The organism is Bauldia litoralis, assembly GCF_900104485.1.
GTDB classification, from domain to species: domain Bacteria; phylum Pseudomonadota; class Alphaproteobacteria; order Rhizobiales; family Kaistiaceae; genus Bauldia; species Bauldia litoralis.
On the sequence record NZ_FMXQ01000002.1, the window covers coordinates 289,594 to 312,633 of the forward strand.

Below are 23,040 nucleotides of genomic sequence, written 5' to 3' on the forward strand. Positions count from 1 at the left end.
ACTCCTCCTACGGCAGCGACACCTGCGCCACGATCTCGTCGATGACCTGATCGGGCGACTTGCCCTCGCCCTGGGCCTCGTAGCTGAGGGTCAGGCGGTGGCGCAGGACATCGTTGACGATGGCGCGAACGTCCTGCGGGTCGACATAGTCGCGGCCGCTAAGCCAGGCGTGGGTCCGGCCGCACTTGTCGAGGGCCAGGGACGCGCGCGGGCTGGCGCCGATCTCGATCCATCGGGCCAGATCGGGCGAATAGACCTCTGGCGTCCGGGTCGCGTAGACGAGGTCCGCCATGTAGCGCTCCATCGCCTCGGAGACATGGATCGCCGAAATCTCGCGCCGCGCGGAGAAGATCGCTTCCTGCGGAATGACTGGCGGTGGCTCGGTCTTCTGTTTGGTTTCTCCCGCCGCCGCGGCCGCCGTCTCCTCGCCGCGGACCAGCTTGATCACCTCGACTTCGTCCTCGACCGAGGGATAGGTGATGAGGACGTGCATCAGGAAGCGGTCCATCTGCGCCTCCGGCAGCGCGTAGGTGCCTTCCTGCTCGACCGGGTTCTGCGTCGCCATCACCATGAACAGCGGCTCCATGCGATGGGTCTTGCCGGCGACGGTGACCTGTCGCTCCTCCATAGCCTCGAGCAGCGCCGCCTGAACCTTGGCCGGTGCGCGGTTGATCTCGTCGGCGAGCACGATATTGGCGAAGATCGGCCCGGGCTGGAACTGGAACTCCCCCTTGCCGCCTTCCTGGTGATAGATCTCCGACCCGGTCACATCCGCCGGAAGCAGGTCCGGCGTGAACTGGACCCGGCTGAACTGGCTTCGAGATTCCTGGCCAGCGCCTTGATGGCGCGGGTTTTGGCCAGGCCCGGCAGCCCCTCGACCAGCAGGTTGCCGTTGGCGAGCAGGCCGATGATCAGGCGCTCGACCACGTCCTCCTGGCCGACGATCGATTCCTGCATGCGCGCGCGCAGCGCCGTGATGCTTTCAGCGGGTGTCACTATCGGAACCTCGCATTCGGTTGGTGAACGGCGTCCTTGAAATATTAGGTCGGTCGCGCCCCGCTATCCGGGCGCGACCGCTTGCATGTCCGGTCAGTGCGTCGGTCGGCCGGTCAGCCGCCGCTACCAACCTGGCTCGTCACGGCCTCCATCACCCGATCGAGGTTGAAGCTTCCCGGCTTCTGGCGCGGCGGGAATTCCTTGAAGCTCTGGAGCCACTGGCCGACAAAGGCGCCTGCTGGCGCGATGGCGAACATGTGCTCGAGGTACCAGCGCTGGAAGCCCATCGCATTTTCCTCTTCCGCACGCTCGAAGGGGTCCATCCGCAGGTTCGTCAGGGTCGGCGCCCGCAGTACCTCGAACGGCTTCTGCCAGACCTCAAGTCCTTCTCCATTCTGGCGAAGGAAGGTGACCTTCCAGTTGCCGAAACGCAGGGCCGCGACGGACCCGTCGTCCGTCCAGTAGATGAACTCCTTGCGCGGCCATTCGGCTTCGCCCTTGAGCGCCGGGGCAAGGTCGTAGCCGTCGAGATGCACCTTGTATTCCCGGCCGATCGCCTGCACCCCGCCTTCCAGGAGCTTCTCCTTGATGTCCGGCTCGCCTGCCGCCGCCAGCAGGGTCGGCAGCATGTCCTCGTGCGCGGTCACTTCGTTGACGACCGAGCCCGGCTCGGTCACCCCCGGCCACCGGATGATGGTCGGGACCCGGTAGCCGCCCTCCCACTGCGTGTTCTTCTCGCCACGGAACATGGTGGTTCCGCCGTCGGGCCAGGTGAAGGTCTCGGCGCCGTTGTCGGTCGAATACATCACGATGGTGTTGTCGGCGATGCCAAGCTCGTCGAGCTTGTCGAGGAGCTGACCGACCATTCCGTCGTGCTCGACCATGCCGTCGGCGTAGACCCCCAGTCCCGTGACGCCCTGCGATTCCGGCTTGAGGTGGGTGAAGATGTGCATCCGGGTGGAATTCCACCACAGGAAGAAAGGCTTGTCCTGGTCGACCGCCCGCTGCATGAAATCGAGCGCCGAGGCCGTGACCTCCTCGTCGACCGTTTCCATGCGCTTGCGGGTCAGCGGGCCGGTGTCCTCGATCTCGCCGTCCGCCGAGGATTTGATGACGCCACGCGGTCCGAAATTCTCCTTGAACTCGGCGTTCTGCGGATAATCCGGGTTCTCCGGCTCTTCCTCGGCATTCAGGTGGTAGAGGTTGCCGAAGAACTCGTCGAAGCCGTTGTTGGTCGGCAGCATCTCGTCGCGGTCGCCAAGGTGGTTCTTGCCGAACTGCCCGGTCATGTAGCCGAGCGGCTTGAGCAGGCCGGCGATGGTCGGGTCTTCGATCTTCATGCCTTCGGGCGCGCCCGGCAGGCCGACCTTGGTCAGGCCGGTCCGGATCGGCGACTGCCCGGTGATGAAGGCGGCGCGTCCTGCCGTGCAGCTCTGCTGTCCGTACCAGTCGGTGAACAGCGTGCCTTCGGTGGCCAGCCGATCGATGTTCGGCGTCCTGTAGCCCATCATCCCGCGGTTATAGGCACTGATGTTGAAGCCGCCGATGTCGTCGCCCCAGATCACCAGGATGTTGGGCTTTTCCGGCGTCTGGGCGGATGCCCCGGACAGGACTGCCGCCGTCAGGAACGTCGCGGCAGCGAGTTTCGCGATGGTCTGTTTCATTGGTTCTTCCTACATTGCCGATGGATGGTCGGTGGGACTCAACGTGGCAAGGCTTCGATGAGGGGTACGCCGCGCGATCCGGTCGGCGGCTTGATCCGCAGATACGATGCGATCGTCGGTGCAACGTCAACTGTCTCGACCGGACGCGCGATGCGCTGTGACAGGATTCGCGGACCGGCGACGATCAGTGGGACGTAGGTATCGTAGGTCCAGGGCGAACCATGGGCCGAGGCGACGCTGAGCCCATCGAAATCCGCGACGAACCAGTGCGGTTCGAAAACGACGTAGATGTCGCCGGAGCGTTCCGCGTTGAAATTGGCGAGCACGGCCTCGCTCACCGCGGTCGATGCGATATTGCCGGAGCGCAGCGCGATGCTCGAAAAGGCGAACGCGATCCCGGGCATCTTGCGCAATTCCTCGGCGAGGAAGCTCTCGACCTCGGCCTTGTCGAGGCCCCGCGCGTCGATCACCGCGTCATTCAGGTAAACGTAGGGCTGCGAGAAGTCGGCGACGAGATCCTCGGCGATGCCGAATTCGTCCTTCAGCGCCTTCACCGCGGGTTGCTTGTCGACCTCGGCGAAGTCGAAATACGAGGCTTCGATCCCGAGCGTCGCGAGATAGCCGGGAACCTCGGGCGCCCCGTGGTCGGCTGACAGGACGATTAGCGTGCGGTCCAGCCCGACCCGCTCGTCGACGAAGGCGAGGAGATCGGCAATGGTCCGGTCGAGGCGCTTGATGTTGTCCTCGGACTCGAGGCTCGACGGCCCGAAGATGTGGCCGACATAATCCGTCGACGAGAAACTGACCGACAGGTAGTCCGTCACCTCGTCCTGACCGACCTGTTCGGCATCGATCAGCGCCTTGGCAAAATCGAGCGTGATCTCGTCGCCCGCCGGGCTCAGCGTGAGAAGGGTCGTGAAATACTTGCTGTCTGCCGCCCCATAGGGATGCGGGAAGGTACGACCGAAGCCGGGAAAGTCGGTTTCCCAGGGAACGTCATCCGCCGTCCCAAAGGTGTAGAGCGACCGGTCCAGCATCAATTGCCACGAGGTATCGGCATAGGACGCCGGCATGCCCTTCTCGTTCCACGCCACCACCCAGTCGGGATATGTGTCGCGGTAGAAGGTGCTTGTGATGAACGCTCCCTCGCTCTTCGAGAACCAGTAGGCCTTGCCCGCGTGGCCGGCCATGGCGATCGCCCCGCGATCCTTGACCGAGACACCGAAGATCTTGGCGGTCGGGCCCATCGCCAGGGCGATCTCGTCGGAAATGGTCGAGGTCAGGATCGCCGCCGGCGACCGGCCGTCCGTAGTTGCCGCCCTCTGGGTCGGATCGATTTCGGTCGCCGCGTCGACGCCGCCCTCGCCAACCAGCGGGTATCGGTCATCCTGCACGTTGTAGCGCGGAGCGCCTGTCTTCCGGTCGAACCAGACATTGGCGACCATGCCATGGATCGCGGGATCGGTCCCGGTCGCCAGTGTCGTATGGCCGACGATGGTCTCGGTGTTCGCGTGGCGATGATGGGCGTTGGTGAAGACCGACCCGTTATCCAGGAGATAGCGGAATCCGTTGTCGCCGAGACCGGCTGAGTAGCGCTCGATCAGGTCGCCGCGCAGTTGGTCGACCGTGAGTTGGAGCACCAGTTTCGGTCGTGCCTCGGACTCCTGCGCATTCGCTCCCGCCACGTTGGCAAGAGAAATGATGGCAGCAACGGCTGCTACGCGACACATGGCTATCCTCCCGATCGCCTCAAATGCCCATTCTGTCTGTCTCGCCGTGCCGGGTGTTGATTGACATCAACCCCTCCCCGCGCGTCCGGCCCGGCCGTTCGTCGAGTCCTGGTCCTTCGAGCTCCCAAGGAAAGACCGTGCGCCAGGCCATCTCCACAGCCCGTATGAAAAAGGGGCCGCCATTCCTGGCGGCCCCCGTTTGCCGTTGGATCGCGCTACTTGGAGCCGATCTGCGAGAAGATCTTGTCCTTCGCATCGCCGATCGTGAAGCTGCCTGGCTTCTGTCGCGGCGGGAATTCCTCGAACGTCGCGAGGAAGGTCTCGACATATTCCGCCGCCGGCAGCAGCAGGAAGACGTGGTCGAGATACCAGTCCCAGTAGGTGTTCGAGGTGATGTTGGACCGCTCATAGGGGTCGCGCCGCAGGTTGAAGAGCAGCGGGATGCGCAGCTCGGTCCACGGCTCGGCCCACGCCCGCAGCGTCTGGGGATAGCGATGCTCGAGGAAGATCGCCTTCCAGTCGTTGTAGCGCAGCGCGGTCAGATCGCCATCGTCGGAGAAGTAGAAGATCTCGTTACGCGGGCTCTCGTCCTCTTCGCCAAGCAGATATGGCAGCGAGTTGTAGCCGTCGAGATGCACCTTGTACTCGCGGCCGATCGCCTGGACGCCACCTTCGAGCAACTCCTCCTTGATGTCCGGGTTTCCGGCCATCGCGAGGAAGGTCGGCAGCCAGTCCATGTGGTGCATGATCTCGTTCGAGACCGAGCCGGGCTCGATCTTGCCAGGCCAGCGAACCATCGCCGGCACCCGCCAGCCACCTTCCCAGTTGGTGTTCTTCTCACCACGGAACGGCGTCATCGCCGCATCCGGCCAGCTGTTCATGTGCGGGCCGTTGTCGGTCGAGTAGAAGACGAACGTCTTGTCGGCGATGCCGAGTTCGTCGAGAAGCGCCAGGAATTGGCCGATATGCATGTCATGCTCGACCATGCCGTCGGCATACTCGTCCTGGCCGGACACGCCGCGCATCTCCGGCTTGACGTGGGTGCGGAAATGCATCCGCGTCCCGCTCCACCAGACGAACCACGGCACGTTCTCGGCCGTCTTGCGCTTGATGAAGTCGAGGGCGGCGGCAACTGTCTCGTCGTCGACCGTCTCCATGCGCTTCTTGGTCAGCGGGCCGGTGTCCTCGATCTCGCCGTCGGCGAAGGACTTGACCACGCCGCGCGGACCGAAGCGCTCGCGGAATTCCGGATCCTTGGGATAATCCTCAAGCTCCGGCTCTTCCTCGGCATTCAGGTGGTAGAGGTTGCCGAAGAACTCGTCGAAGCCGTTGTTGGTCGGGAGCATCTCGTCCCGGTCGCCAAGATGGTTCTTGCCGAACTGGCCGGTCGCATAGCCCTCGGCCTTGAGCAGGCCCGCGATGGTCGGGTCCTGGATGTTCATGCCTTCCGGCGCACCCGGCATGCCGACCTTGGAAAGGCCAGTACGGAACACGCTCTGACCGGTGATGAAGCTCGACCGACCGGCGGTGCAGGACTGCTCGCCGTAATAGTCGGTGAAGATCATTCCCTGGTCTGCGATAGAGTCGATATTCGGCGTCCGGTAGCCCATCAGGCCCATCGTGTAGGCGCTGATGTTGCTCTGGCCGATATCGTCTCCCCAGATCACGAGAATGTTGGGTTTCTCGGTCTCCTGAGCCTCTGCGAAAGAGACTGTCGCCACCGTCATGACGATGGCCGCGGTTACGCGCATGAGTGTTTGCATTGGGGGCTGATCCTCCTTGTTCCGCCGCTGACACTACGAGCGTCAGTCCATAGGCTAGACGCGCTTGCCTTTTGACGACAAAAAGGGGAACTCAAGTGCGGTTGCGGAGCACCGGTTGTGTCTGACTTAGAATTTACCAGGGTCCCGACACTGCCATTGATCGCGGACGCGGTTGCCGCCGATATCGGCCGCGTTGCCGTTCAAAAATGCTTCGATTCCATAGGAATTAGCAGGGAAACCCTGTCCCGGCCGGGCGCCGTGCTGCCGATGCGCGATCTTTTTGGTCTCTTCGAATTATTCGCACGGAAGCGCGGCGATGACGCTTTCGGCCTCTTCGCCGGCAACGCGCTGCAACCGGCTTCCTTCGGCCTGTTCATTCGCTTTGCCGCGCAAGGACCGACGTTGGCGGCCGCTATCGACCGTGGGAACAGGGGCCTGCGCCTTCATCAGGTCTGCAGCACCTTCGCGCTGACCGCCGATAACGCATTTGTGAAGTGGTCCTACACGGTGGACTTGCCGCTCTCGTTCGGTCGTCACCATCACGCCGTTCACGTCCTCCTGCTGATGCGGTCATTCGTGACGACCTTTCTCGGCCACCTACCCCGGATTATGGAGATCGGCCTCGAGGCGAACGAGTACGGATCCTCTGGCGGTCTGGAAGAGGTCTTTGCCGCGCCCGCCCGCTGGGGACAACGCGCCAATTACCTGTTGTTCCCCCGCGACCTCCTCCTGACCCCGCGGAAGCCGACGCTGGACCCCGAAGAGCCGATCACCTTCGGAGACCTCCGGCGCTATGCGCTTGGCCACCCGCCGAGAACCGCCAGCGAACGGGTGCGGGCAGCGATTCAATTGCGTGGCAATGACGCGCGCACGTCCCTCGACGATGTCGCGCGCTACCTCAATGTCGGCGCACGGACGCTCCAAAGGCAGCTCTCGCGGGAGAGTTCGACGTTCAAGATGATCAGTGAGACGGCGCAGAAAATCCGCGCCCGGGAACTGATCAAGGAAACGGACCTGCCGATGAAGCAGATTTCGCGTTTGATCGGCTACACGGACGCCGCTCATTTCACGAGGGCGTATCGCGGTTGGTACGGGATCGCCCCGAGCCAGGACCGCATCTCCTCGAAAAGCGCTGCGATCTAGATGGCGTCTGATGGGCTGGCGGCCGAGTCAGGCTCGCTGAACGGTTTCGGGGGAGCGGGTCTTGAGTGAACTGCAAGACAGCGGACGGGCCGGCATAAGTCGCCTGACTCCGCCACGATGGCTCAACCGCCGGACGATGACCTGGGCCAGCTACGACTTCGCGGCGTCCACCTATTTCGGCGTGATACCTGTTCTCATCTTCCCGATCTTCTTCGCCACGGTCGTCGCCCCCGGTCCGTCGGGAGACCTCTATTGGGGCTTGTCGGTCGCCGGGGCATATGTGGTCTCCGGCCTTGCCGCTCCGCTTCTCGGCGTCCTTGCCGACCGGACCCGGAGCCGCCTGCCCCTGATGGCGGCCGCCACGCTGGCCTGTTGCCTGGCGACTGCGGCCACCGCGGCCGTCGCCCCGGGACAGGTTGCCGCCGCGGTTGTCATCTGCGCCGTCGCCCAGACCGGCTACTTCCTCGCCATGTCCCTCTACGAATCCTACCTGCCGGGAATCACGACTCCTGCCGACTCCGGCCGCGTGTCCTGTTTCGCCTGGTCGATCGGCTTCGTCGGCGGCGGCGTCGCTCTCCTCGCCGTTCTCTTCATCGTCAGGACCGGGCCTTCGCCGGGGGCGATGACATCCAGCGGTTTCCAGACAAGTTTCATCGTCGTCGCCCTGATGTTCGCCCTTTTCGCGCTGCCGGCGCTTGTCGGCCTGCGACGGATCGCGGTCCCGAGGTCGGCGAGCGAGCCGATCTTGCCGGTCCTGGATCTCATGCGCAGTTGGCGCATGCATCGTCAGGTCTTCACGCTGATCCTCGCCGCGTGTCTCATCAACAGCGGCATCGTCACGGTCCTGGTCTTCTCGACAAAATTCTTCGCGTCGAATTTCGGGGCTTCCATCGATCGATTGCTGGTGCTGCTTCTGGTGTTTCACCTGATCGCGGTGCCCGCCACATGGGGGTTCGGGGAACTCGCCGACCGCTGGTCCCATACCAGGGCGATCATCGCGTCGCTCGTCATCTGGGCCGCGGGGATCCTTCTCATGATCCTCGGCCGTGGCGAATGGGTTCCGGTCATCGTCGTCGTCCTCCTGGCGACGGTCGTCGGCTCGACCCAGGCGCTTCTTCGATCGCTGCTGGCGCGCATGGTGCCGATCGGCCGGGCAGCAGAGTTCTTCGGTTTCAGTACGTTGTCCGGTCGCGCCTCGGCGGCGCTTGGCCCCCTGACCTATGGTGCAATCTCGGCGGCGACGGGCAGCGAGCGGATCGCGCTTGTCTCGGTGTTCGTTTTCATGGCCGCCGGCGCGGTTGTGATCACCCGGCTGCGCTTCGAGGATGCAGCGGCCCCTCATCACGCTTGAGCGGCGGCTTCTGCCGTTCGCAGAAGAGGCCATTGACCGCGCGCCAAATGAACCGCAGGTTCGCCGGGCGCGCTGGTTCTGAGAGAAGCCTCGAAGGACAGCCGCGCGAACCGGAAACGAACAGCGTGGTCTGACGAATGGCGCCCGATACTAACCGTGATGGAGTCCTGTCCGCGGACCACCGCGTGAACGGGATTCTCTCCCGCGGATTCCGACTTCTGGTGCCGCCGCTTGCCGCCCTGATCATCGTCGGCGGCCTTGGCGCGCAGGCCGTCGGACAGACGCTGGACGCCCCCGCCTATGTCGGCTCCGAGACATGCGCCGAGTGTCACGCCGGGCAGATGGAAGCCTGGTCCGATTCGCATCACGGCCTCGCCTGGACGTTGCCGGGCGAGGACACGGTTCTCGCCGATTTCGACGATACCGAGTTCGCTGACCATGGCGTCATGGCCCGCTTCCGTCGCGAAGCCACCCGGTATCTCGCGTCGGTAACCGAGACGGATGGCGTCACCCGGGACTATGAGGTCCACTCGGTGGTCGGCGTCGAGCCCCTTCAGCAGTACCTGTTCGAGACCGAACCGGGACGGCTGCAGAGCTTCGATATCGTCTGGGATACCGAGAAGAAGACCTGGTTCCACCTCTATCCGGACCAGGACCTGCCGCCCGACGACGGGCTGCACTGGACCGGTCCCTACAAGAACTGGAACGGCCGGTGCGCCGAGTGCCATGCCACCGGATACGAGAAGAAATACGACCCGAAGACCAGGATCTACGCCTCGACACAGGCCGAGATTGGGGTGGGCTGCGAGGCCTGCCACGGACCGGGCGAAGCCCATCTTGCCTGGACAGAGGGGCGCGAGCCGGAAGCGAATTCCGTCCCGCTCGACCCGTTCGGTTTCACGATGGCTTTCGATGGCGGGAACACCGAGGCCGAGATTCAGCAATGCGCCGGGTGCCATTCGCTGCGCGAGGCTTACGGCGACGGAAATCCCCTTCCCGGCACGCCGTATCATGACGCCTACAACCTCTCGCTCCTGACGCCGAATGCCTATCACGCCGATGGGCAGATTCTCGGCGAGGTCTATGTCTACGGGTCATTCCTGCAGTCGAAGATGTATGAGCGCGGTGTCGGCTGCATGAACTGCCATGACCCGCACACCACGGAGTTGAAGGCCGAGGGCAACGCCGTCTGCACGCAGTGCCATTCGCCGGCCGGCAATTCCGAATTCCCGACCCTGAAGCTCGCGACCTATGACAGCCCGGAGCATCATTTTCACCCTGACGGCTCGCCGGGTACGGAATGCAAGAGCTGTCACATGACCGAGCGGACCTACATGGGCAACGACCTTCGCGCCGATCACAGTTTCCGCATTCCGCGCCCCGACCTGTCGGCGTTCACCGGCGCGCCCGACGCCTGCACCGGCTGTCACCAGGACCAATCGGCGGACTGGGCCGCCGAACGTATTGCCGAATGGTACCCCAACTCGACCAAGCGAAACTTCCACTACGGCCTGACGCTCGCGCGCGGTCGCGAGAACCCAGCGGCCGCTCGCGACGCCCTCATTGCGTTGGCCGAAGCGACAGACGTTCCGGCGATCGCCCGGGCGACCGCCCTCGGCCTTCTTCAGCCCGTCGCCGACCCCGAACTCGCCGCCCGTTTCGAACCCTTGCTGTCGAACGAAAGCGCCCTGATCCGCACCGAGGCCCTGGAACTGCAGCGCGCCGCCCCTCCTCGCGACCGGGTGCTGCGCGTCATCAACCTCCTCGACGACCCGGCGACCTCGGTCCGCTTCGCCGCCGCGCGCCAGATGCTCGATGCACCGGTCGCGCAGTTTCCCAGGGACGTTGAAGTCAAGCTGGCCGCGGCGATGAAGGAATGGCAGGCCTCCCTCACCACGCGGGCCGACTATCCCGAGACGCAGCTTGCAATCGCCGGGACGGCCCTTGTGACGCGGAATTTCCCGGCGGCAGTGGCCGCCTTCCGTGAAGCCGTCACCCTCGATCCGCAACTGGTCGACGCATGGGTGATGCTCGTCCGCATCCCCGCCGCCCTGGGGGATATCGACGCTGCGCGGAGTGCCCTGGACGAGGCCCTCGCCGTGAACCCGGACGACCCGCGCCTCCAGGCCTTTGCCGCGGAACTCGAAGCGGAACAGCCGTAGCCGGCGGATCGCCGCGGCCGCATCGCCAGAAGGCTCTGTTTGCTCAGTCGCTTTTGCGGTTGATGTTCCTCGGCGTCACCAGCCTGGCAGGTCGCCGCTCCTCCGCCGCCTTGAACAGCGAGAAGGTCTGGTTGACGTAGTTCACGGCGCCGGCGATGTGCTGGAGGTATTCTTGGAGCTCGGGCGTCTTCTCCGCTTCAACGACCTGCACCGCCCGATCGGCCGGCTCGGTCTCGAACATCGCATAGAACAGCGGTTCGCCGCGATGGAGGATGATGTCCTTCGACGGATCGTGCCACTCGAAGGCCCACATCAGCGGGCGCGGCCAGACGTTGATCGGGAAACGGCCGCCGAAGATCGTCCCCGGCAGCGGATCCGCCCGGTAATGCATGAACGGCGCGACTTGGGACAGATAGACCGGCTCGTCGGCGACGAAGACGTATGGCAGCGATATCTGGATGGTCGGGCGGTCCTTGTAACGCCATTCGGCCTCGCCGACGACGTGCAGGTGCTCCGCCAGCTTCTTGGAACGGACCGGGCTCTTCTCGCCCAGCGCGTTGCGCACCAGCGGCTTCCCCTCCGGCGAGCGGACGAACTGCAGGTGGAGATCGAAGGGGCACTTGATGACGAAATAGCGGCTCTCGAGGTTGATCACCGCCGGGCAGCGCGACGCCGATTTCGCGTGGCTCTTGCTCATCTCCACCGAGCGGACACGCTCCGGCGGCTGAAACACCACGCCCGGTTTGTCGTCACCGAGGAACCAGCCGACCCGCACCGGGCCGGAGCCGCGCTCGCCGGCGTCCGGCGGATCGATCGAGACCGAGAAATGCATGGTTCGCCGTCACCTTGTGAAGTCGTTGAAACGACGCCCGCCCCGAAAGGTCCCGTAGCCGGCCCCCCGAGGCAAGCCGTCAATCAGCGGCCGGCGATCCGGCGTCCTGGGACGATCGCCGCGTTTCTATTCGTAGAGCCGCCACAGCGGCGACATCTTCGACTTCTTCTTCGCCGGACTGACCGTGGCATTCGTCGCCACGCGCGCCGAGCCGCCATTGTCCTGGATGACGATCCGGGTGGAATAAATTCCCCGCTGCTGAACCAGACCGAAGAGGATCTTGGCATTCGCCGGCGAGAGCCTGACGCAGCCGTGCGACACCGGACGCCCGAGGTTGCGGGTCGACAGGCTGCCATGGATTGCATGGCCCTGATGGGTGAAGAAGATCGAATGCGGCATCGGCGCATCGTCCCATTCCTCGGAGAAGTGGTCCTCCTCGAGCCGGAACGGCTGATACGAGCCGCTGGGCGTGACGTATCCCTTCGCACCGGTCGAGACCGGCCAGACATATTTCTGCTTGCCGTCCACGGACACCGACATCTTCTGGGCGGTCTTGTCGATCGACACGACGATCCCCGCCGACGCGGCAGAGGCCAGGACTGTCGCCACGGCAAGTGCCATGCCGCCGACCAACCAGCGCCGAAGAACTCCAGACCAAACACCACCAGCCAACTGCATGCTCTCGGCCCTTCTTTGCCAGCCGCCACGATTCTAGGAGAAATTACCGCGGCCGGACTCGAAAGCAAGGAAAGAGATCACACGAAAACTGCCGTTACCCCCGAAGCAGGTGGGGGAGCCAGAGCGACACCGCCGGGAAAGCGACAAGCAGGACGACCCGGACAATCTCGGAGGCGAAGAACGGCATCACGCCCTTGAAGGTCTGCCGCATCGGGATATCCGGCGCCTGGGCGTTGATGATGAAGACGTTGAGGCCGACCGGCGGCGTTATCAAACCCAGTTCGACGACGATCAGGGCGACGATTCCGAACCAGATCTTGAGGTCGTCCACCGGCATGCCGAAGTCGAGATCGACGATCACCGGCCAGAAGAAGGGGATGGCCAGGATGATCATCGACAGGCTGTCCATCAGCATGCCGAGGACGATGAAGATGACGATGACCAGCGCCAGGATGGCGAAGGGGCCGAGCCCGCTTCCCTGAAGCAGTTCGGCCACTGCCTGCGGGACGCCCGCCCGCGACATGAAGATCGAAAGCAGCGCCGCCCCCAGCAGGATGAGGAAGATCATGCCGCTGGTGCGGGCCGTCTCGAGCAGCGCCTCGATCGAGTCGCGAATGGACAGCCGACGTCGGGCGAAGCCGTAGATCGCGACGAGGAAGACGCCGATGGCGCCGGCCGGCGTCGGATTGTAAAGCCCGCCATAGATGCCGCCGACAACGATCGCGAAGATCACGAAGACGGGAAAGACGGCGACCGTCGCCGACACGAACTCTCCCCGGCTGACCGGTTCCCCGCGCGGTCCGGCGCCCGGCGCAACACGCACATAGATCGCCACCGTCAGAAGGAACATGATGACCGCGAGGATGCCCGGCAGCAGCGCCGCGGCAAAAAGCGTGACGACATTCGCCTCGACGATGATCGCATAGACGATCAGCACGACCGACGGCGGGATCAGGATACCCAGTGTGCCGCCGGCGGCGATTGTTCCGGTCGCCAGCGCCGGCGAATAACGGTAGCGGCGGAGTTCCGGCAGCGCGACCTGCCCCATCGTCGACGCCGTGGCGGTCGATGAGCCGCACACCGCTCCGAACCCGCCGCAGGCGGCGACGGCGGCCATCGCCACCCCGCCATTGAACCGCCCGAGCCAGGCATTGGCGGCGCGGAACAGGTCGCGGCTCAATCCGCAGCGCGAGGCAAGCCCGCCCATCAGGATGAACATCGGCAGCACCGACAGGTCGTAGATCGAGAACTGCGCGTAGGCGAGGTCCTTGAGCTGGTAAAGGACGATGCTCGGTCCCGACTGGAGGCTGGTGCCGACCACGCCGACGAGGATCATCGTGTAGGCGATCGGGACGCGGATCGCGATCAGTGTCAGGAGGACGACGAGACCGGCGATACCGGTGGCGAAACTGGCGTCCATGTCCTAGTCAGCCACCGGAGCCGCGTCGCCCGGTCGCCCTCCCCGGAAACCCCGCCAGCCCTCGATCGCGGTGATCACGGCGGCGGCCAGCAGCAGGAGCAGCGAGACGAGCATCGGGGGGAAGGCCGTCCACAACGGCAGGCCCAGCGTCGCTGTCGTCTCGGGATAGCGCAGGTAATCCTCGAAGCCGAGGCTCATCTGCCGAAGCAGCACCAGCGCGAAAACAATCGCGAAGACAGACGCGAAGGCCAGCATCGCCGACCTCGCCCGAAGCCCCATTCCCTCCGTGAAGATGTCGACGGTGACGTTGGCGCCGGTGAGCTGGCAATAGGGAAGAAAGGTGAAGATCGCGATCGCGATGAAGTGCTTGGTCAGTTCGTAGTCGCCCGGGATCGGGCGGTTCCAGATCAGGTTGGAGATCGCACTGCCGGCTGTCAGCAGCACCAGCCCGACGACGATCAGGCCCCCGGCAAGCGCCCAGTATCGGATCGCCGCCCGGACAAGCTGGACATAGCGGTTTGGACGAGGCCGACCGGCCCCGTCCGTGCTGCTGCCAGCCGCGGAGTTCACTTGCTGCTGTGCTTGGCGATCGCCGCCCGTGCCGCTTCGACCAGCGCCAGCGCGTCGATGCCCTCGGCGCTCCGCTCCTCGACCCAGCGGTCGACGACCGGCCCGAGCGCTGCGTCGAATTCGGCCATCTCCTCCGCGGTCAGGACGATATGCTCGTTGCCGGCCTCGACGGCGATCTTGATGCCGGCATTGTCGGAATCGCGCCACACCTTGCCGACCTCGCGAAGCCACTCTTCACCGGAGTTCCTGTCGAAGACCTCCTTGAGGTCGTTGGGAAGCGACTCCCACTTGGCCTTGTTCATCGTCACCTGGAAGGTCGTGGTGCCGAAGCGCTGGTTGTCCGGTCCCTCGATATCGTACTTCGTCACATCCTGGAGCTTCAGCGCCGGGATGATTTCCCAGGGGATCAGCGCGCCGTCGACGACATTGGTGCTCAGCGCCTGCGGCAGGTCCGGCACCGGCATCGTCACCGGCGTCGCGCCAAGCGCCTCGACGACGGCATTGCCCGTCGGCCCCGGCACCCGCAGCTTGAGTCCTTCGAGGTCGGTCGGATGATGCACCGCCTTTTCCGTCATCTGCAGCGCCTGGCCGGCATGAACGTGAAGGAAGAGGACGTGCACGTCCTTGAAATCGTCGGATAGATAGGCGTCGAACATGTCGCGCATCGCGAGGTTGGTCGCGACGATGTCGCCGTTGAAGACGGTCGGCAGCTCGAACACCTCTTCGCGCGGGAAGAGGTTCGGCGTGTAGCCGTTCACGGTCCAGACGATATCGACGACGCCGTCGGCGACCTGCCGGAAAAGCTGCGGCGGCGCTCCGCCGAGCGACATCGACGGGTAGATTTCGATCTTGATCCGACCGCCGGACTCCTCCTCGATACTCTTGATCCACGGCTCCATCATCTTGGTCTGGGCCGGCGCTTTCGGGCCGAGGAAGTGATGCAGCTTGAGCGTGAATTCCGCGTCCTGGGCGAAGGCGCTCGCGGCCAGGGCCACCGATGCAACACCACCCAGCGCGGCCGCGAGAAGGGTTCTGCGATCTAGCATTTGGCTATCCTCCCAAGGTTATCGCCATATGTCGGTTCGCTTTCGATCAAGGCTGATCGCAGCGAATTATGTTTCGTCCAAAGGATACCCCAGTGATCGACGAGCCACCACAGGTATTCATGCCAAAAAGCGCTCTTTCTTGTTCGCCATTCGAACAATTCGCCAAGAATAACTTCATGTCACCGATTATCGAACATCGGGTCACAGAGTCGGCAGCCACACGTCGAGAACCGCCGCCCTTCCCTCTTCGCGGACCGCGCGCAGGCCGGCGGCGATCGCGTCTTCCACCTCTCCGGGCCGCTCGACCTTTCTCGCAAAGGCGCCTCCGGCCGCGGCGGCGATCGCGGAATAGTCGGCGGGCGGGTCGAAGCTGACGCCGATGTCGTCGGCGCGGCTGGCGTGACCGTCGGGATGCACGGCCAGCGTCGAGAATTTCGGTGCCTTCCAGCCACGATTGTTGAAGACGATCTGCAGGAACGGCGTCTTGTAGCGTCGGGCCATCCAGTGAACGGTGGAGGGTACGGAGAACATGTAGCTCCCGTCGCCGGTCATCGACACGACGGTCCGGTCGGGCGCGGCGAGCCTGGCGCCGATCGCGGCGCCGCCGTTCCAGCCAAGCGAACTGCCGCCGCTGGTGAACATCGTGCCGGGCTCTGACCGGCCGAGATGGTCGAAGATCGTGTGATAGTTGGTGATGCCTTCGTTGAGGACGATGGTGTCGTCGTCGATCTGGGCTCGAACGCAGGCGGTCAGGTATTCGGGCGTGATGACCGCGCTATCGGGTTTCTCGGCAAGCGCCAGTCGCGTCGCCCGCTCGGCGTGGCGGCGGCGATAGTGATCGCGCCGTCGCCGCACAGCCTCCTCGTCGATCGACAATCCGTCGACGCGTGCGTTGAGCTGGCGAAGCGCCGTCAGGGAGTCTGCGGCAAAGGACGCCCGCGCCTTGATGTACCAGAGCGGCATCGTCGGCTTCAGCGGGTCGACATCGATGTGGAAGACCGCCGCGGTCTCGGCCGGCCGGTTCATCGCTGGCACCCACGGGATGTCGCTGTCGATGACCAGCACGACATCGGCCTCCGCGAGCGCCGGGTTCTGCACCGGCTGGTTCCAGTAGTTCCCCTGGTAAAGGGCGTCGTGATGAGGGTAGTTGACGTAGCCCGGAGCGGATTCCAGCACGCCGATGCCGAGGCGCTGGCAGAGCCGGGTCAGTTCCCCGACCGCCTCGGTGTTGCGGCCGAGATAGGACGTGACGATGACCGGTCGGTGGGCGGAAGCAAGGCGGTCGGCAAGCATGGTAACGGCGGCGTCCGGCAGCGGGCTCGCCGCGACCGGCCGCCACTCGGCGGGATCGATGACGACCGGCGGCGCTTCGGCGCACAGCACTTCGCGCGCGGCGACCAGATAGACCGGGCCGCGCGGGTCGCTGCCGGCAATCTGGAAGGACCGATGGACGATCTGCCTCGTGTTGGCGGCGGCGCGTATCTCGTGGTCGTACTTGACGTATTGACGGACGATCCCGCGCTGGTCCGGCACGTCCTGCAGCCAGTGGATGAATTCGTTGCGGCTGCCGAACGCCTCGCCTTCCTGGGTGGCCGGCGACAGCCCGGCAAAGATCAGCACCGGCACGCGCGCCCGCGCGACGTTGTGAATGGCGCCGGCCAGCGATTGCGTGCCGCAATCGACGTGGACGATGACCGCCTGGGCCTCGCCGCTGACCTGCGCATAGCCTTGCGCGGCGCTGAGAGCGACCATCTCGTAGGGGCAGGTGACGACCTCGGGGACTTTCATGCCCGTCGCCGCTGCTGCGGCGATCGCCTCGACGAGAGCCGGGTGGTCGCTGCCGAAGTTCGCGAAGATGTAGGATACCCCCGCTTCCTGCATGGACTCGAGCAACGCGGAACTGGCGGTATGGCCCGTCATGGCAGGGCGTCCGCGATCCTGCGCAGGAGCCGCAGAAGCTGAGGCTTCTCATCGCCGACGATTGCGTCAAGCCAGCGATCATGGGCATCGGCGTGCTCCATCAGCGCATCGAGCGTCGCCTCCCCCTCCTCTGTCAGGGTCAGGTGCACGCTGCGGCGGTCGGCCGTCGATCGATCGCGCCGGACGAGGTTTCGGCGCTCCAGGTCCTGGACGAGCGGTGTGACGGTCGACTTGTCGCGGACGATCGCCCGACTGAGAGCAATGGGTGTGATGCCGGGATTGTTTCGGATGACGACCATTGCCGCATAGCGCCCCGGGCGGAGGTCGACGACGCCCGCACGGCCGGCGAAGGCCCGAAAGGACGCATCCTGCGCGAGGCGCAGATGGAAACCGAGGTGGCCCTCAAGGTCCACGAGCGCCAGCGGATCCGGAGCAGACAGCGTCGACCTGCCGGGGTCGACCGAGTTCCGGCGATTGTCACTTTCGGGTTGCGGCATCTTCTGCCCTGATCCTTCCCAAGCGGCAGGCACGCAGCATCGCGCCACGCACGCATCCGGGCAGCATATCGTTGGATGACCGGAACAGGCAATTGGTTGGACCGCAAACCAATTGCCGTGGACATTAAACGTCGCGGAATCGTGAAACCGGCGACCCGACGACCGGGCTGTCGGCGACGATCACCGTCCCGGTCAGCGGATTGGCCTCCAGCTTCGCCGGATCCCTGCCGACCCGCAGGCTGGTGAGAAAGAGCCGGTCGAGTCCCTCGCCCCCGAAACACGGCATCGTCGGCGCCGCGACTGGCACCGGCTGCGAGCTCATCAGCTTTCCATCCGGTGAGAAGCGGTTGAGGTTGCCGGCCGACACTCCTGCGCTCCAGTAGCAGCCCTCGCTGTCGGTCGCGCCGCCATCGGGCCGGCCGACCGTGTCGTCGAGATCGGCGAAGCGGCGCCGGTCCGAGATCGTGCCGGTGTCGGGGTCGAAATCCCAGCAATCGATCCACGGTCCGCGGGAGTCGGAATGGAACATCGTCTTGCCGTCGGGCGAGAAGGCCAGCCCGTTCGAGATCTTGATGCCTTCGATCTTGCGCTCGACATAGCCGGCGGCATCGACACGGTAGAGGGATGCGATCGGTCGCTTCTCGGCCCCCTCGCCGTCGTCCATCGTCCCCACCCAGAACGCACCGTCGGGACCGACCTTGCCATCGTTGAGGCGCGTGTCCGGACGATCCGCCTCGATCGATGCGATCCGCTCGAAGGTGCCATCCTCGGGATCGAACATTCCGACTTCATCGCGCAGGGCGACCACCAGCTTGCCGGAATCCGCCAGGCCCAGCGACCCGACTTCGCTCGCCATCGTCCAGCTCCGCGTGTCTCCGGTCGCCAGGTCGCAGCAATGAATGGCCTTCTGCACGATGTCGCAATACCAGAGCGCATTGCGGCGTTCGTCATAGGCCGGACCCTCGCCGAGCTCGCAGCGGACGGTATTCAGAGGCTTGAAATCGAGCACTGGTGTCTCCGTGTTTGGTCTTCCCGGGCCGCGAACCTGAACGCATCCGCCGCAAAAGGCCAGTCGCAGGCCGACGAATCCGCTAGCGGTTGTTTGCCCCATAGCTGTCGGCCATCGACTCGATGGTTCCTACCAGGGCCTCGACCGCCGTGCCGAGATCCTCGGTCTCGACGAACTCCAGCGGATTGTGGCTGATTCCCGCCCGGCACCGCACGAAGATCATGCCGATATCGGTGAGATGGATCATCGCCTGACCGTCGTGGCCTGCGCCGGACATCAACTCCCGGGCCTTCTTGCCTGTCGCTTTGCCGATCGCATCGGCAATCGCCTTCTTCAGATGCGGCGCACAGGTTGCGACCGGTTTCTCGTGCATGGTCTCGATGCTGACCAGCACGCCGCGCTTCACGCCGATATTGCGAATCCGGTAGCGGATCGCCTCTGCCGCTGTCGCCCGCGCCTCGTCGGTCGCCGCCCGCAGGTCGAGGCTGAATTCGACCAGCCCCGGGATGACGTTACTTGCTCCCGGTGACACCTTGATCTCGCCAACCGTTGCAACGCACGACGCTTTCTGGTGCTTCAACGCGATTTCTTCGGTGATCAGGATGACCTGGGCGGCAGCGGCAAGCGCATCGTGGCGGACATCCATCGGCACGGTCCCGGCATGCCCGGCCTCGCCCTTGATGGCGATCCGGTAGCGCCCCTGGCTGGCGATCGCGCTGACCACGCCGAGCGGCTCGCCCGCCTGCTCGAGAACCGGGCCCTGCTCGATATGGACCTCAAGATAACCGATGACGCTGCCGGGCGCATACGCTTCGTCGGCAAGCGCGTCCGGGTCGCCGCCAAAGGCCAGCAGGGCGTCGCGGATCGTCACGCCGTTGGCGTCGGTCAGGTCGAGCATCGCATCGCCAAGCGCCCCCGAGACGGTCGAGGAGCCGATCAGCGTCTTTGGAAAGCGCACCCCTTCCTCGTCGCCGAAGGCCAGGACTTCGACCTCGAATGGCAGCGCGACGTTACGTCGACGAAGTTCCTCGACCGCCAGGATGCCGGCGATGACGCCGAAGGTGCCATCGAAGCGTCCGGCATCCACCACCGTGTCGATATGCGAGCCGATCAGCAGGCGGCGATTCCCGGATCGCCCTGCCCGGCCCGCCGGCATGACCCCATGCATGGTGCCGGCGGCGTCCATGCGCACCGTCATGCCGGCGCGGCGCATCCATTCGCCGACCAGTTGGGCGGCTGCGCGGTGCTGCTCCGTCAGATACAGCCGGGTCAGCTTGTCGGGATCGGCGCTGATCGTCGCCAGGGCATCGATCATGCCCTGCGCGCGTTGGGCCAGCGACCGTGCGTCTTCGCTCATTCCGCGACCCGGTCCTCGAGCCGGAAACGCACAATGCGGCAGACCTGCTCCAGCGCGGCCACCAGTTCAACATCGGGCGCATTCTCGATCCGGCTTTCGAAAGCGGCAAGGATGTCGTCCTTCGTCGCGCCGCGCACGGCGAGGATGAACGGGATCCCGTTCCGGCTGCGATAGCGCTCATTCAGCGCCGTGAACCGGGCAAATTCCTCCCGCGTCAGCCTGTCGAGCCCGGCGCCGGCCTGCTCGCGCGTCGAATCCTCGGTCAGGTCGCCCGCCACCGCCGCCAGCCCGGCAAGGTCGGGGTGGGCCCGCAGGAGCTCGTGCTGGCGGTCGACACCCGCCTCGCCGATCGCCGCCTGGAACGCCGCGATCATTGCATCGCGGCTGACGAAGGGCCGGCGCGCCGCCGCCTCTTCGGCCACCCATGGCGAATGCTCGGCGATGTCCCCGAAGGTCGCGACAAAGTCGTCGCTCTCCATGAGATTGACGGTTTCCAGCGGCAGGGGCTCGGCGGCCATGGTCCCTCGGTGGTTCGAGAAGACCGAGTTTTACCGGCTCTCGAGGAAAGCGCCAAGTTTGCGCCGCTCCTCCTCGCTCATCGCTGTCTCGTTGCCGAGCGGCATGGCGTCGCCGTGCACCGCCTGGACCAGGATCTGCTCGCGGTGCTTCTCGATGTCCGCCACCGAAAGCAGGATCACCTCCTTGGGCGGCGCGTCGAAGCCTTCGTGGCTGGGCCGGCTGGAGTGGCACATGACGCAGTGCCGGGCGACGATGGTCAGGACCTCGCCCTCGCTGACCTCGACACCGGTGAGATCAAGGTCGCTGCGCGGCGCCGTCAGGACGATCGCCGCGACCAGGGCGACGCCCGTAACCGGTATCGTCCACCAGATCCTGTGGAACGGGTCGCCGGCGTCATGCCGGTTGAGGAAATGCCGGGCGCCGCCGCCGATGACCAGGATCAGCGCGATCACCAGCCAGGTCTGCCCGGTGCTGGCCAGCATCGGATAATGATTGCTCACCATCATCACCAGCACCGGCAGCGTCAGGTAGTTGTTGTGGACCGAGCGCTGCTTGCTGACCGCGCCGAGCGCCGGGTCCGGCGCCTGGCCGGCGAGCAGCGCCGCCGTCACCTTCTTCTGGTTCGGGATGATCACCCCGAAGACATTGACCGCCATGATCGTGCCGACGAAGGCGCCGATATGGATCAGCGCGCCCCGCCCGGAATAGACGTGGCTGAAGATGTAGGACGCCGCCACGATCAGCGCGAAGACCGCCACCGCGAGCACCGTCGTGTTCCGCCCGATCACCGACCGGCAGAGCCCGTCATAGATGAACCAGCCCGCCGCCAGGCTGAGCATCGAGATGACGATGGCCTGCGACGGCAGCAGCGGCAGGACCGCCGGATTGATCAGGTAGGTGCCGGCGTTCCAGTAATACTGGACCACCAGCAGCGCGAAGCCCGTCACCCAGGTGAGATAGGCCTCCCACTTGTACCAGAGCAGGTCGGGCGGCAGCGTCTTCGGCGCGACTAGGTATTTCTCGACGTGATAGAAGCCGCCGCCGTGCACCTCCCACGCCGTCCCGTAGACCCCCTCGGCCATTGACTCGCGCTTGCGCAGGCTGAGGTCGAGGGCGATGAAATAGAAGGACGTGCCGATCCAGCCGATGCCGACCACGAGGTGGGCCCAGCGGATGATCAGGTTCAGCCAGTCGACAACAAAACCGGACATGCGGCGGAAGTGCCCCCGGGGTCTCGGATCAGAAAAAAGGGCGCGCCCCGGATGTCGGAGCGCGCCCGGCTTGGCTTGAAGGGATCGGCCGGCCCGCCTACTGCGGAATCTCGCCGTCGATGCCCTTGATGTAGTAGTTCATGCCGAGGAGCGCGCCGTCGTCGAGGACCTCGCCCTCGCCGATCACCTCGGTGCCGTCCTGCTTGAAGATCGGACCGGTGAAGGGGTGGAACTCGCCCGCGATGATCGCCGCCTCGGTGGCTTCGGCTTCCGCGGCAACGTCGTCCGGCAGGTTGGTGTAGTCGGACATCAGCACGGTGCCCTCCTTTAACCCGTCCCAGCTCGCCTCGCTCTTCCAGGTGCCGTCGAGGACATCCTGGATGCGCCGGACGTAGTAGGGACCCCAGTTGTCGACGATGGCGGTGTACTGGGCCTTCGGCGCGAAGTCGTACATGTCATGGGCCTGGCCGAAGCCGTGCAGCCCCCGCTCCTGCGCGATCTGCAGCGGCGCCGGCGAGTCGGTGTGCTGGACGATGATGTCGGCGCCCTGGTCGAACAGCGCCTTGGCGGCGTCGCCTTCCTTGCCCGGGTCGAACCACGAGTTGATCCAGACGATCTTCACCTTGAAGTCCGGGTTCACCGACTGGGCGCCGAGCATGAAGGCGTTGATGCCCATGATGACTTCCGGGATCGGGAAGGAAACGATGTAGCCGGCGACGCCGGTCTTCGACATCTTCGCCGCGATCTCGCCGATGATGTAGCGGCCCTCGTAGAAGCGGGCGTTATAGGTCGTCACGTTGTCGGCGGTCTTGAAGCCGGTCGCATGCTCGAACTTCACGTCCGGAAACTTCTCGGCGACCTTCAGCGTCGGGTCCATGAAGCCGAAGGAGGTTGTGAAGATGATGCCGCAGCCGGAACGCGCCAGGCGCTCGATGGCGCGCTCGGCGTCCGGGCCTTCCGGCACGTTCTCGACATAGCTGGTCTCGACCTTGTCGCCGAGCTTCTCGTCGACCATCAGGCGTCCGGTCTCGTGGCCTTCCGACCAGCCGCCGTCATTGTGCGGCCCGACATAGACAAAGCAGGCCTTGAGCTTGTCTTGGGCGCCGGCCGGACCGCTGGCAATCGCCAGGGCAACCGCCGCGCTCGCAGCAATCATCAGTCTTTTCATGGGT

General features: G+C 65.0%; 18 protein-coding genes and 1 pseudogene. 3 read left to right on the forward strand and 16 right to left on the reverse strand.

What is annotated here, in order from left to right; all coding sequences use genetic code 11:
• Positions 1-7: 7 nt before the first annotated feature.
• The 4 genes and pseudogenes from BLT60_RS05270 to BLT60_RS05285 all read right to left on the reverse strand — a co-directional run bounded on the left by BLT60_RS05270 (position 8) and on the right by BLT60_RS05285 (position 6,153).
• Positions 8-996 (reverse strand): annotated as a pseudogene (locus tag BLT60_RS05270) (AAA family ATPase).
• Positions 997-1,109: 113 nt separating this feature from the next.
• Positions 1,110-2,660 carry an arylsulfatase gene (locus tag BLT60_RS05275; RefSeq protein ID WP_090875252.1) on the reverse strand — a complete coding sequence of 517 codons (1,551 nt, stop codon included), beginning with the start codon at positions 2,658-2,660 and terminating at the stop codon, positions 1,110-1,112.
• Between the two features lie 38 nt (positions 2,661-2,698).
• Complete coding sequence (locus BLT60_RS05280) at positions 2,699-4,390, reverse strand: alkaline phosphatase family protein (protein WP_090875254.1); 1,692 nt, start codon at positions 4,388-4,390, stop codon at positions 2,699-2,701.
• 215 nt (positions 4,391-4,605) lie between these two features.
• Complete coding sequence (locus tag BLT60_RS05285) at positions 4,606-6,153, reverse strand: arylsulfatase (protein ID WP_090875256.1); 1,548 nt, start codon at positions 6,151-6,153, stop codon at positions 4,606-4,608.
• Between the two features lie 156 nt (positions 6,154-6,309).
• Here BLT60_RS05285 and BLT60_RS05290 point away from each other — a divergent pair, with 156 nt between their 5' ends.
• The 3 genes from BLT60_RS05290 (at position 6,310) to BLT60_RS05300 (ending at position 10,809) form a co-directional block, all read left to right on the forward strand.
• Positions 6,310-7,296 carry an AraC family transcriptional regulator gene (locus BLT60_RS05290; RefSeq protein WP_175478299.1) on the forward strand — a complete coding sequence of 329 codons (987 nt, stop codon included), beginning with the start codon at positions 6,310-6,312 and terminating at the stop codon, positions 7,294-7,296.
• A 61-nt stretch (positions 7,297-7,357) separates the two neighbouring features.
• On the forward strand, positions 7,358-8,647 hold the full coding sequence (locus tag BLT60_RS05295; protein WP_139167758.1) for an MFS transporter: 1,290 nt from the start codon (positions 7,358-7,360) through the stop codon (positions 8,645-8,647).
• 185 nt (positions 8,648-8,832) lie between these two features.
• A complete protein-coding gene (locus BLT60_RS05300; protein WP_210185542.1) occupies positions 8,833-10,809 on the forward strand; it encodes a multiheme c-type cytochrome in 1,977 nt (658 codons plus the stop codon).
• A gap of 43 nt (positions 10,810-10,852) precedes the next feature.
• Here BLT60_RS05300 and BLT60_RS05305 read toward each other — a convergent pair whose 3' ends face one another.
• The 12 genes from BLT60_RS05305 to BLT60_RS05360 all read right to left on the reverse strand — a co-directional run bounded on the left by BLT60_RS05305 (position 10,853) and on the right by BLT60_RS05360 (position 23,036).
• Complete coding sequence (locus BLT60_RS05305) at positions 10,853-11,641, reverse strand: hypothetical protein (RefSeq protein ID WP_090875265.1); 789 nt, start codon at positions 11,639-11,641, stop codon at positions 10,853-10,855.
• A gap of 126 nt (positions 11,642-11,767) precedes the next feature.
• Complete coding sequence (locus BLT60_RS05310) at positions 11,768-12,250, reverse strand: L,D-transpeptidase (RefSeq protein WP_244521149.1); 483 nt, start codon at positions 12,248-12,250, stop codon at positions 11,768-11,770.
• Between the two features lie 163 nt (positions 12,251-12,413).
• On the reverse strand, positions 12,414-13,739 hold the full coding sequence (locus BLT60_RS05315) for a TRAP transporter large permease (RefSeq protein ID WP_090875267.1): 1,326 nt from the start codon (positions 13,737-13,739) through the stop codon (positions 12,414-12,416).
• A 3-nt stretch (positions 13,740-13,742) separates the two neighbouring features.
• Positions 13,743-14,309: a TRAP transporter small permease gene (locus BLT60_RS05320; protein WP_090875269.1), complete on the reverse strand. Its 567-nt coding sequence runs from the start codon at positions 14,307-14,309 to the stop codon at positions 13,743-13,745.
• Complete coding sequence (locus BLT60_RS05325) at positions 14,306-15,355, reverse strand: TRAP transporter substrate-binding protein (protein WP_090875271.1); 1,050 nt, start codon at positions 15,353-15,355, stop codon at positions 14,306-14,308. Before BLT60_RS05325 ends, BLT60_RS05320 begins: the two co-directional genes overlap by 4 nt.
• A 201-nt stretch (positions 15,356-15,556) precedes the next feature.
• Positions 15,557-17,275, reverse strand: coding sequence for a thiamine pyrophosphate-requiring protein (locus BLT60_RS05330; RefSeq protein WP_090875273.1), 1,719 nt, complete (start codon positions 17,273-17,275; stop codon positions 15,557-15,559).
• The gene (locus tag BLT60_RS05335) at positions 17,272-17,772 is read right to left on the reverse strand and encodes a MarR family winged helix-turn-helix transcriptional regulator (RefSeq protein WP_090875275.1); all 501 of its coding nucleotides are present in this window, start codon (positions 17,770-17,772) and stop codon (positions 17,272-17,274) included. Before BLT60_RS05335 ends, BLT60_RS05330 begins: the two co-directional genes overlap by 4 nt.
• A 124-nt stretch (positions 17,773-17,896) precedes the next feature.
• Positions 17,897-18,781 (reverse strand): SMP-30/gluconolactonase/LRE family protein, encoded by an 885-nt coding sequence (locus BLT60_RS05340; protein WP_244521150.1) that lies wholly within the window; start codon positions 18,779-18,781, stop codon positions 17,897-17,899.
• An 82-nt stretch (positions 18,782-18,863) separates the two neighbouring features.
• On the reverse strand, positions 18,864-20,138 hold the full coding sequence (locus BLT60_RS05345) for an allantoate amidohydrolase (protein ID WP_090875279.1): 1,275 nt from the start codon (positions 20,136-20,138) through the stop codon (positions 18,864-18,866).
• Positions 20,135-20,656 (reverse strand): 2-oxo-4-hydroxy-4-carboxy-5-ureidoimidazoline decarboxylase, encoded by a 522-nt coding sequence (gene uraD / locus BLT60_RS05350; protein ID WP_090875281.1) that lies wholly within the window; start codon positions 20,654-20,656, stop codon positions 20,135-20,137. Before uraD ends, BLT60_RS05345 begins: the two co-directional genes overlap by 4 nt.
• Positions 20,657-20,686: 30 nt before the next feature.
• Complete coding sequence (locus BLT60_RS05355; RefSeq protein WP_090875283.1) at positions 20,687-21,868, reverse strand: urate hydroxylase PuuD; 1,182 nt, start codon at positions 21,866-21,868, stop codon at positions 20,687-20,689.
• 97 nt (positions 21,869-21,965) lie between these two features.
• A complete protein-coding gene (locus BLT60_RS05360) occupies positions 21,966-23,036 on the reverse strand; it encodes a BMP family ABC transporter substrate-binding protein (RefSeq protein ID WP_090875285.1) in 1,071 nt (356 codons plus the stop codon).
• Positions 23,037-23,040 lie beyond the last annotated feature (4 nt).

Excerpts from the sequence above, each read along its gene's own strand:
- BLT60_RS05275 (WP_090875252.1), bottom strand. The coding sequence starts at position 2,660 with ATGAAACAGACCATCGCGAAACTCGCTGCCGCGACGTTCCTGACGGCG.
- BLT60_RS05280 (WP_090875254.1), bottom strand. The coding sequence starts at position 4,390 with ATGTGTCGCGTAGCAGCCGTTGCTGCCATCATTTCTCTTGCCAACGTG.
- BLT60_RS05285 (WP_090875256.1), bottom strand. The coding sequence starts at position 6,153 with ATGCAAACACTCATGCGCGTAACCGCGGCCATCGTCATGACGGTGGCG.
- BLT60_RS05305 (WP_090875265.1), bottom strand. The coding sequence starts at position 11,641 with ATGCATTTCTCGGTCTCGATCGATCCGCCGGACGCCGGCGAGCGCGGC.
- BLT60_RS05315 (WP_090875267.1), bottom strand. The coding sequence starts at position 13,739 with ATGGACGCCAGTTTCGCCACCGGTATCGCCGGTCTCGTCGTCCTCCTG.
- BLT60_RS05325 (WP_090875271.1), bottom strand. The coding sequence starts at position 15,355 with ATGCTAGATCGCAGAACCCTTCTCGCGGCCGCGCTGGGTGGTGTTGCA.
- BLT60_RS05330 (WP_090875273.1), bottom strand. The coding sequence starts at position 17,275 with ATGACGGGCCATACCGCCAGTTCCGCGTTGCTCGAGTCCATGCAGGAA.
- BLT60_RS05335 (WP_090875275.1), bottom strand. The coding sequence starts at position 17,772 with ATGCCGCAACCCGAAAGTGACAATCGCCGGAACTCGGTCGACCCCGGC.
- BLT60_RS05345 (WP_090875279.1), bottom strand. The coding sequence starts at position 20,138 with ATGAGCGAAGACGCACGGTCGCTGGCCCAACGCGCGCAGGGCATGATC.
- uraD (WP_090875281.1), bottom strand. The coding sequence starts at position 20,656 with ATGGCCGCCGAGCCCCTGCCGCTGGAAACCGTCAATCTCATGGAGAGC.
- BLT60_RS05355 (WP_090875283.1), bottom strand. The coding sequence starts at position 21,868 with ATGTCCGGTTTTGTTGTCGACTGGCTGAACCTGATCATCCGCTGGGCC.
- BLT60_RS05360 (WP_090875285.1), bottom strand. The coding sequence starts at position 23,036 with ATGAAAAGACTGATGATTGCTGCGAGCGCGGCGGTTGCCCTGGCGATT.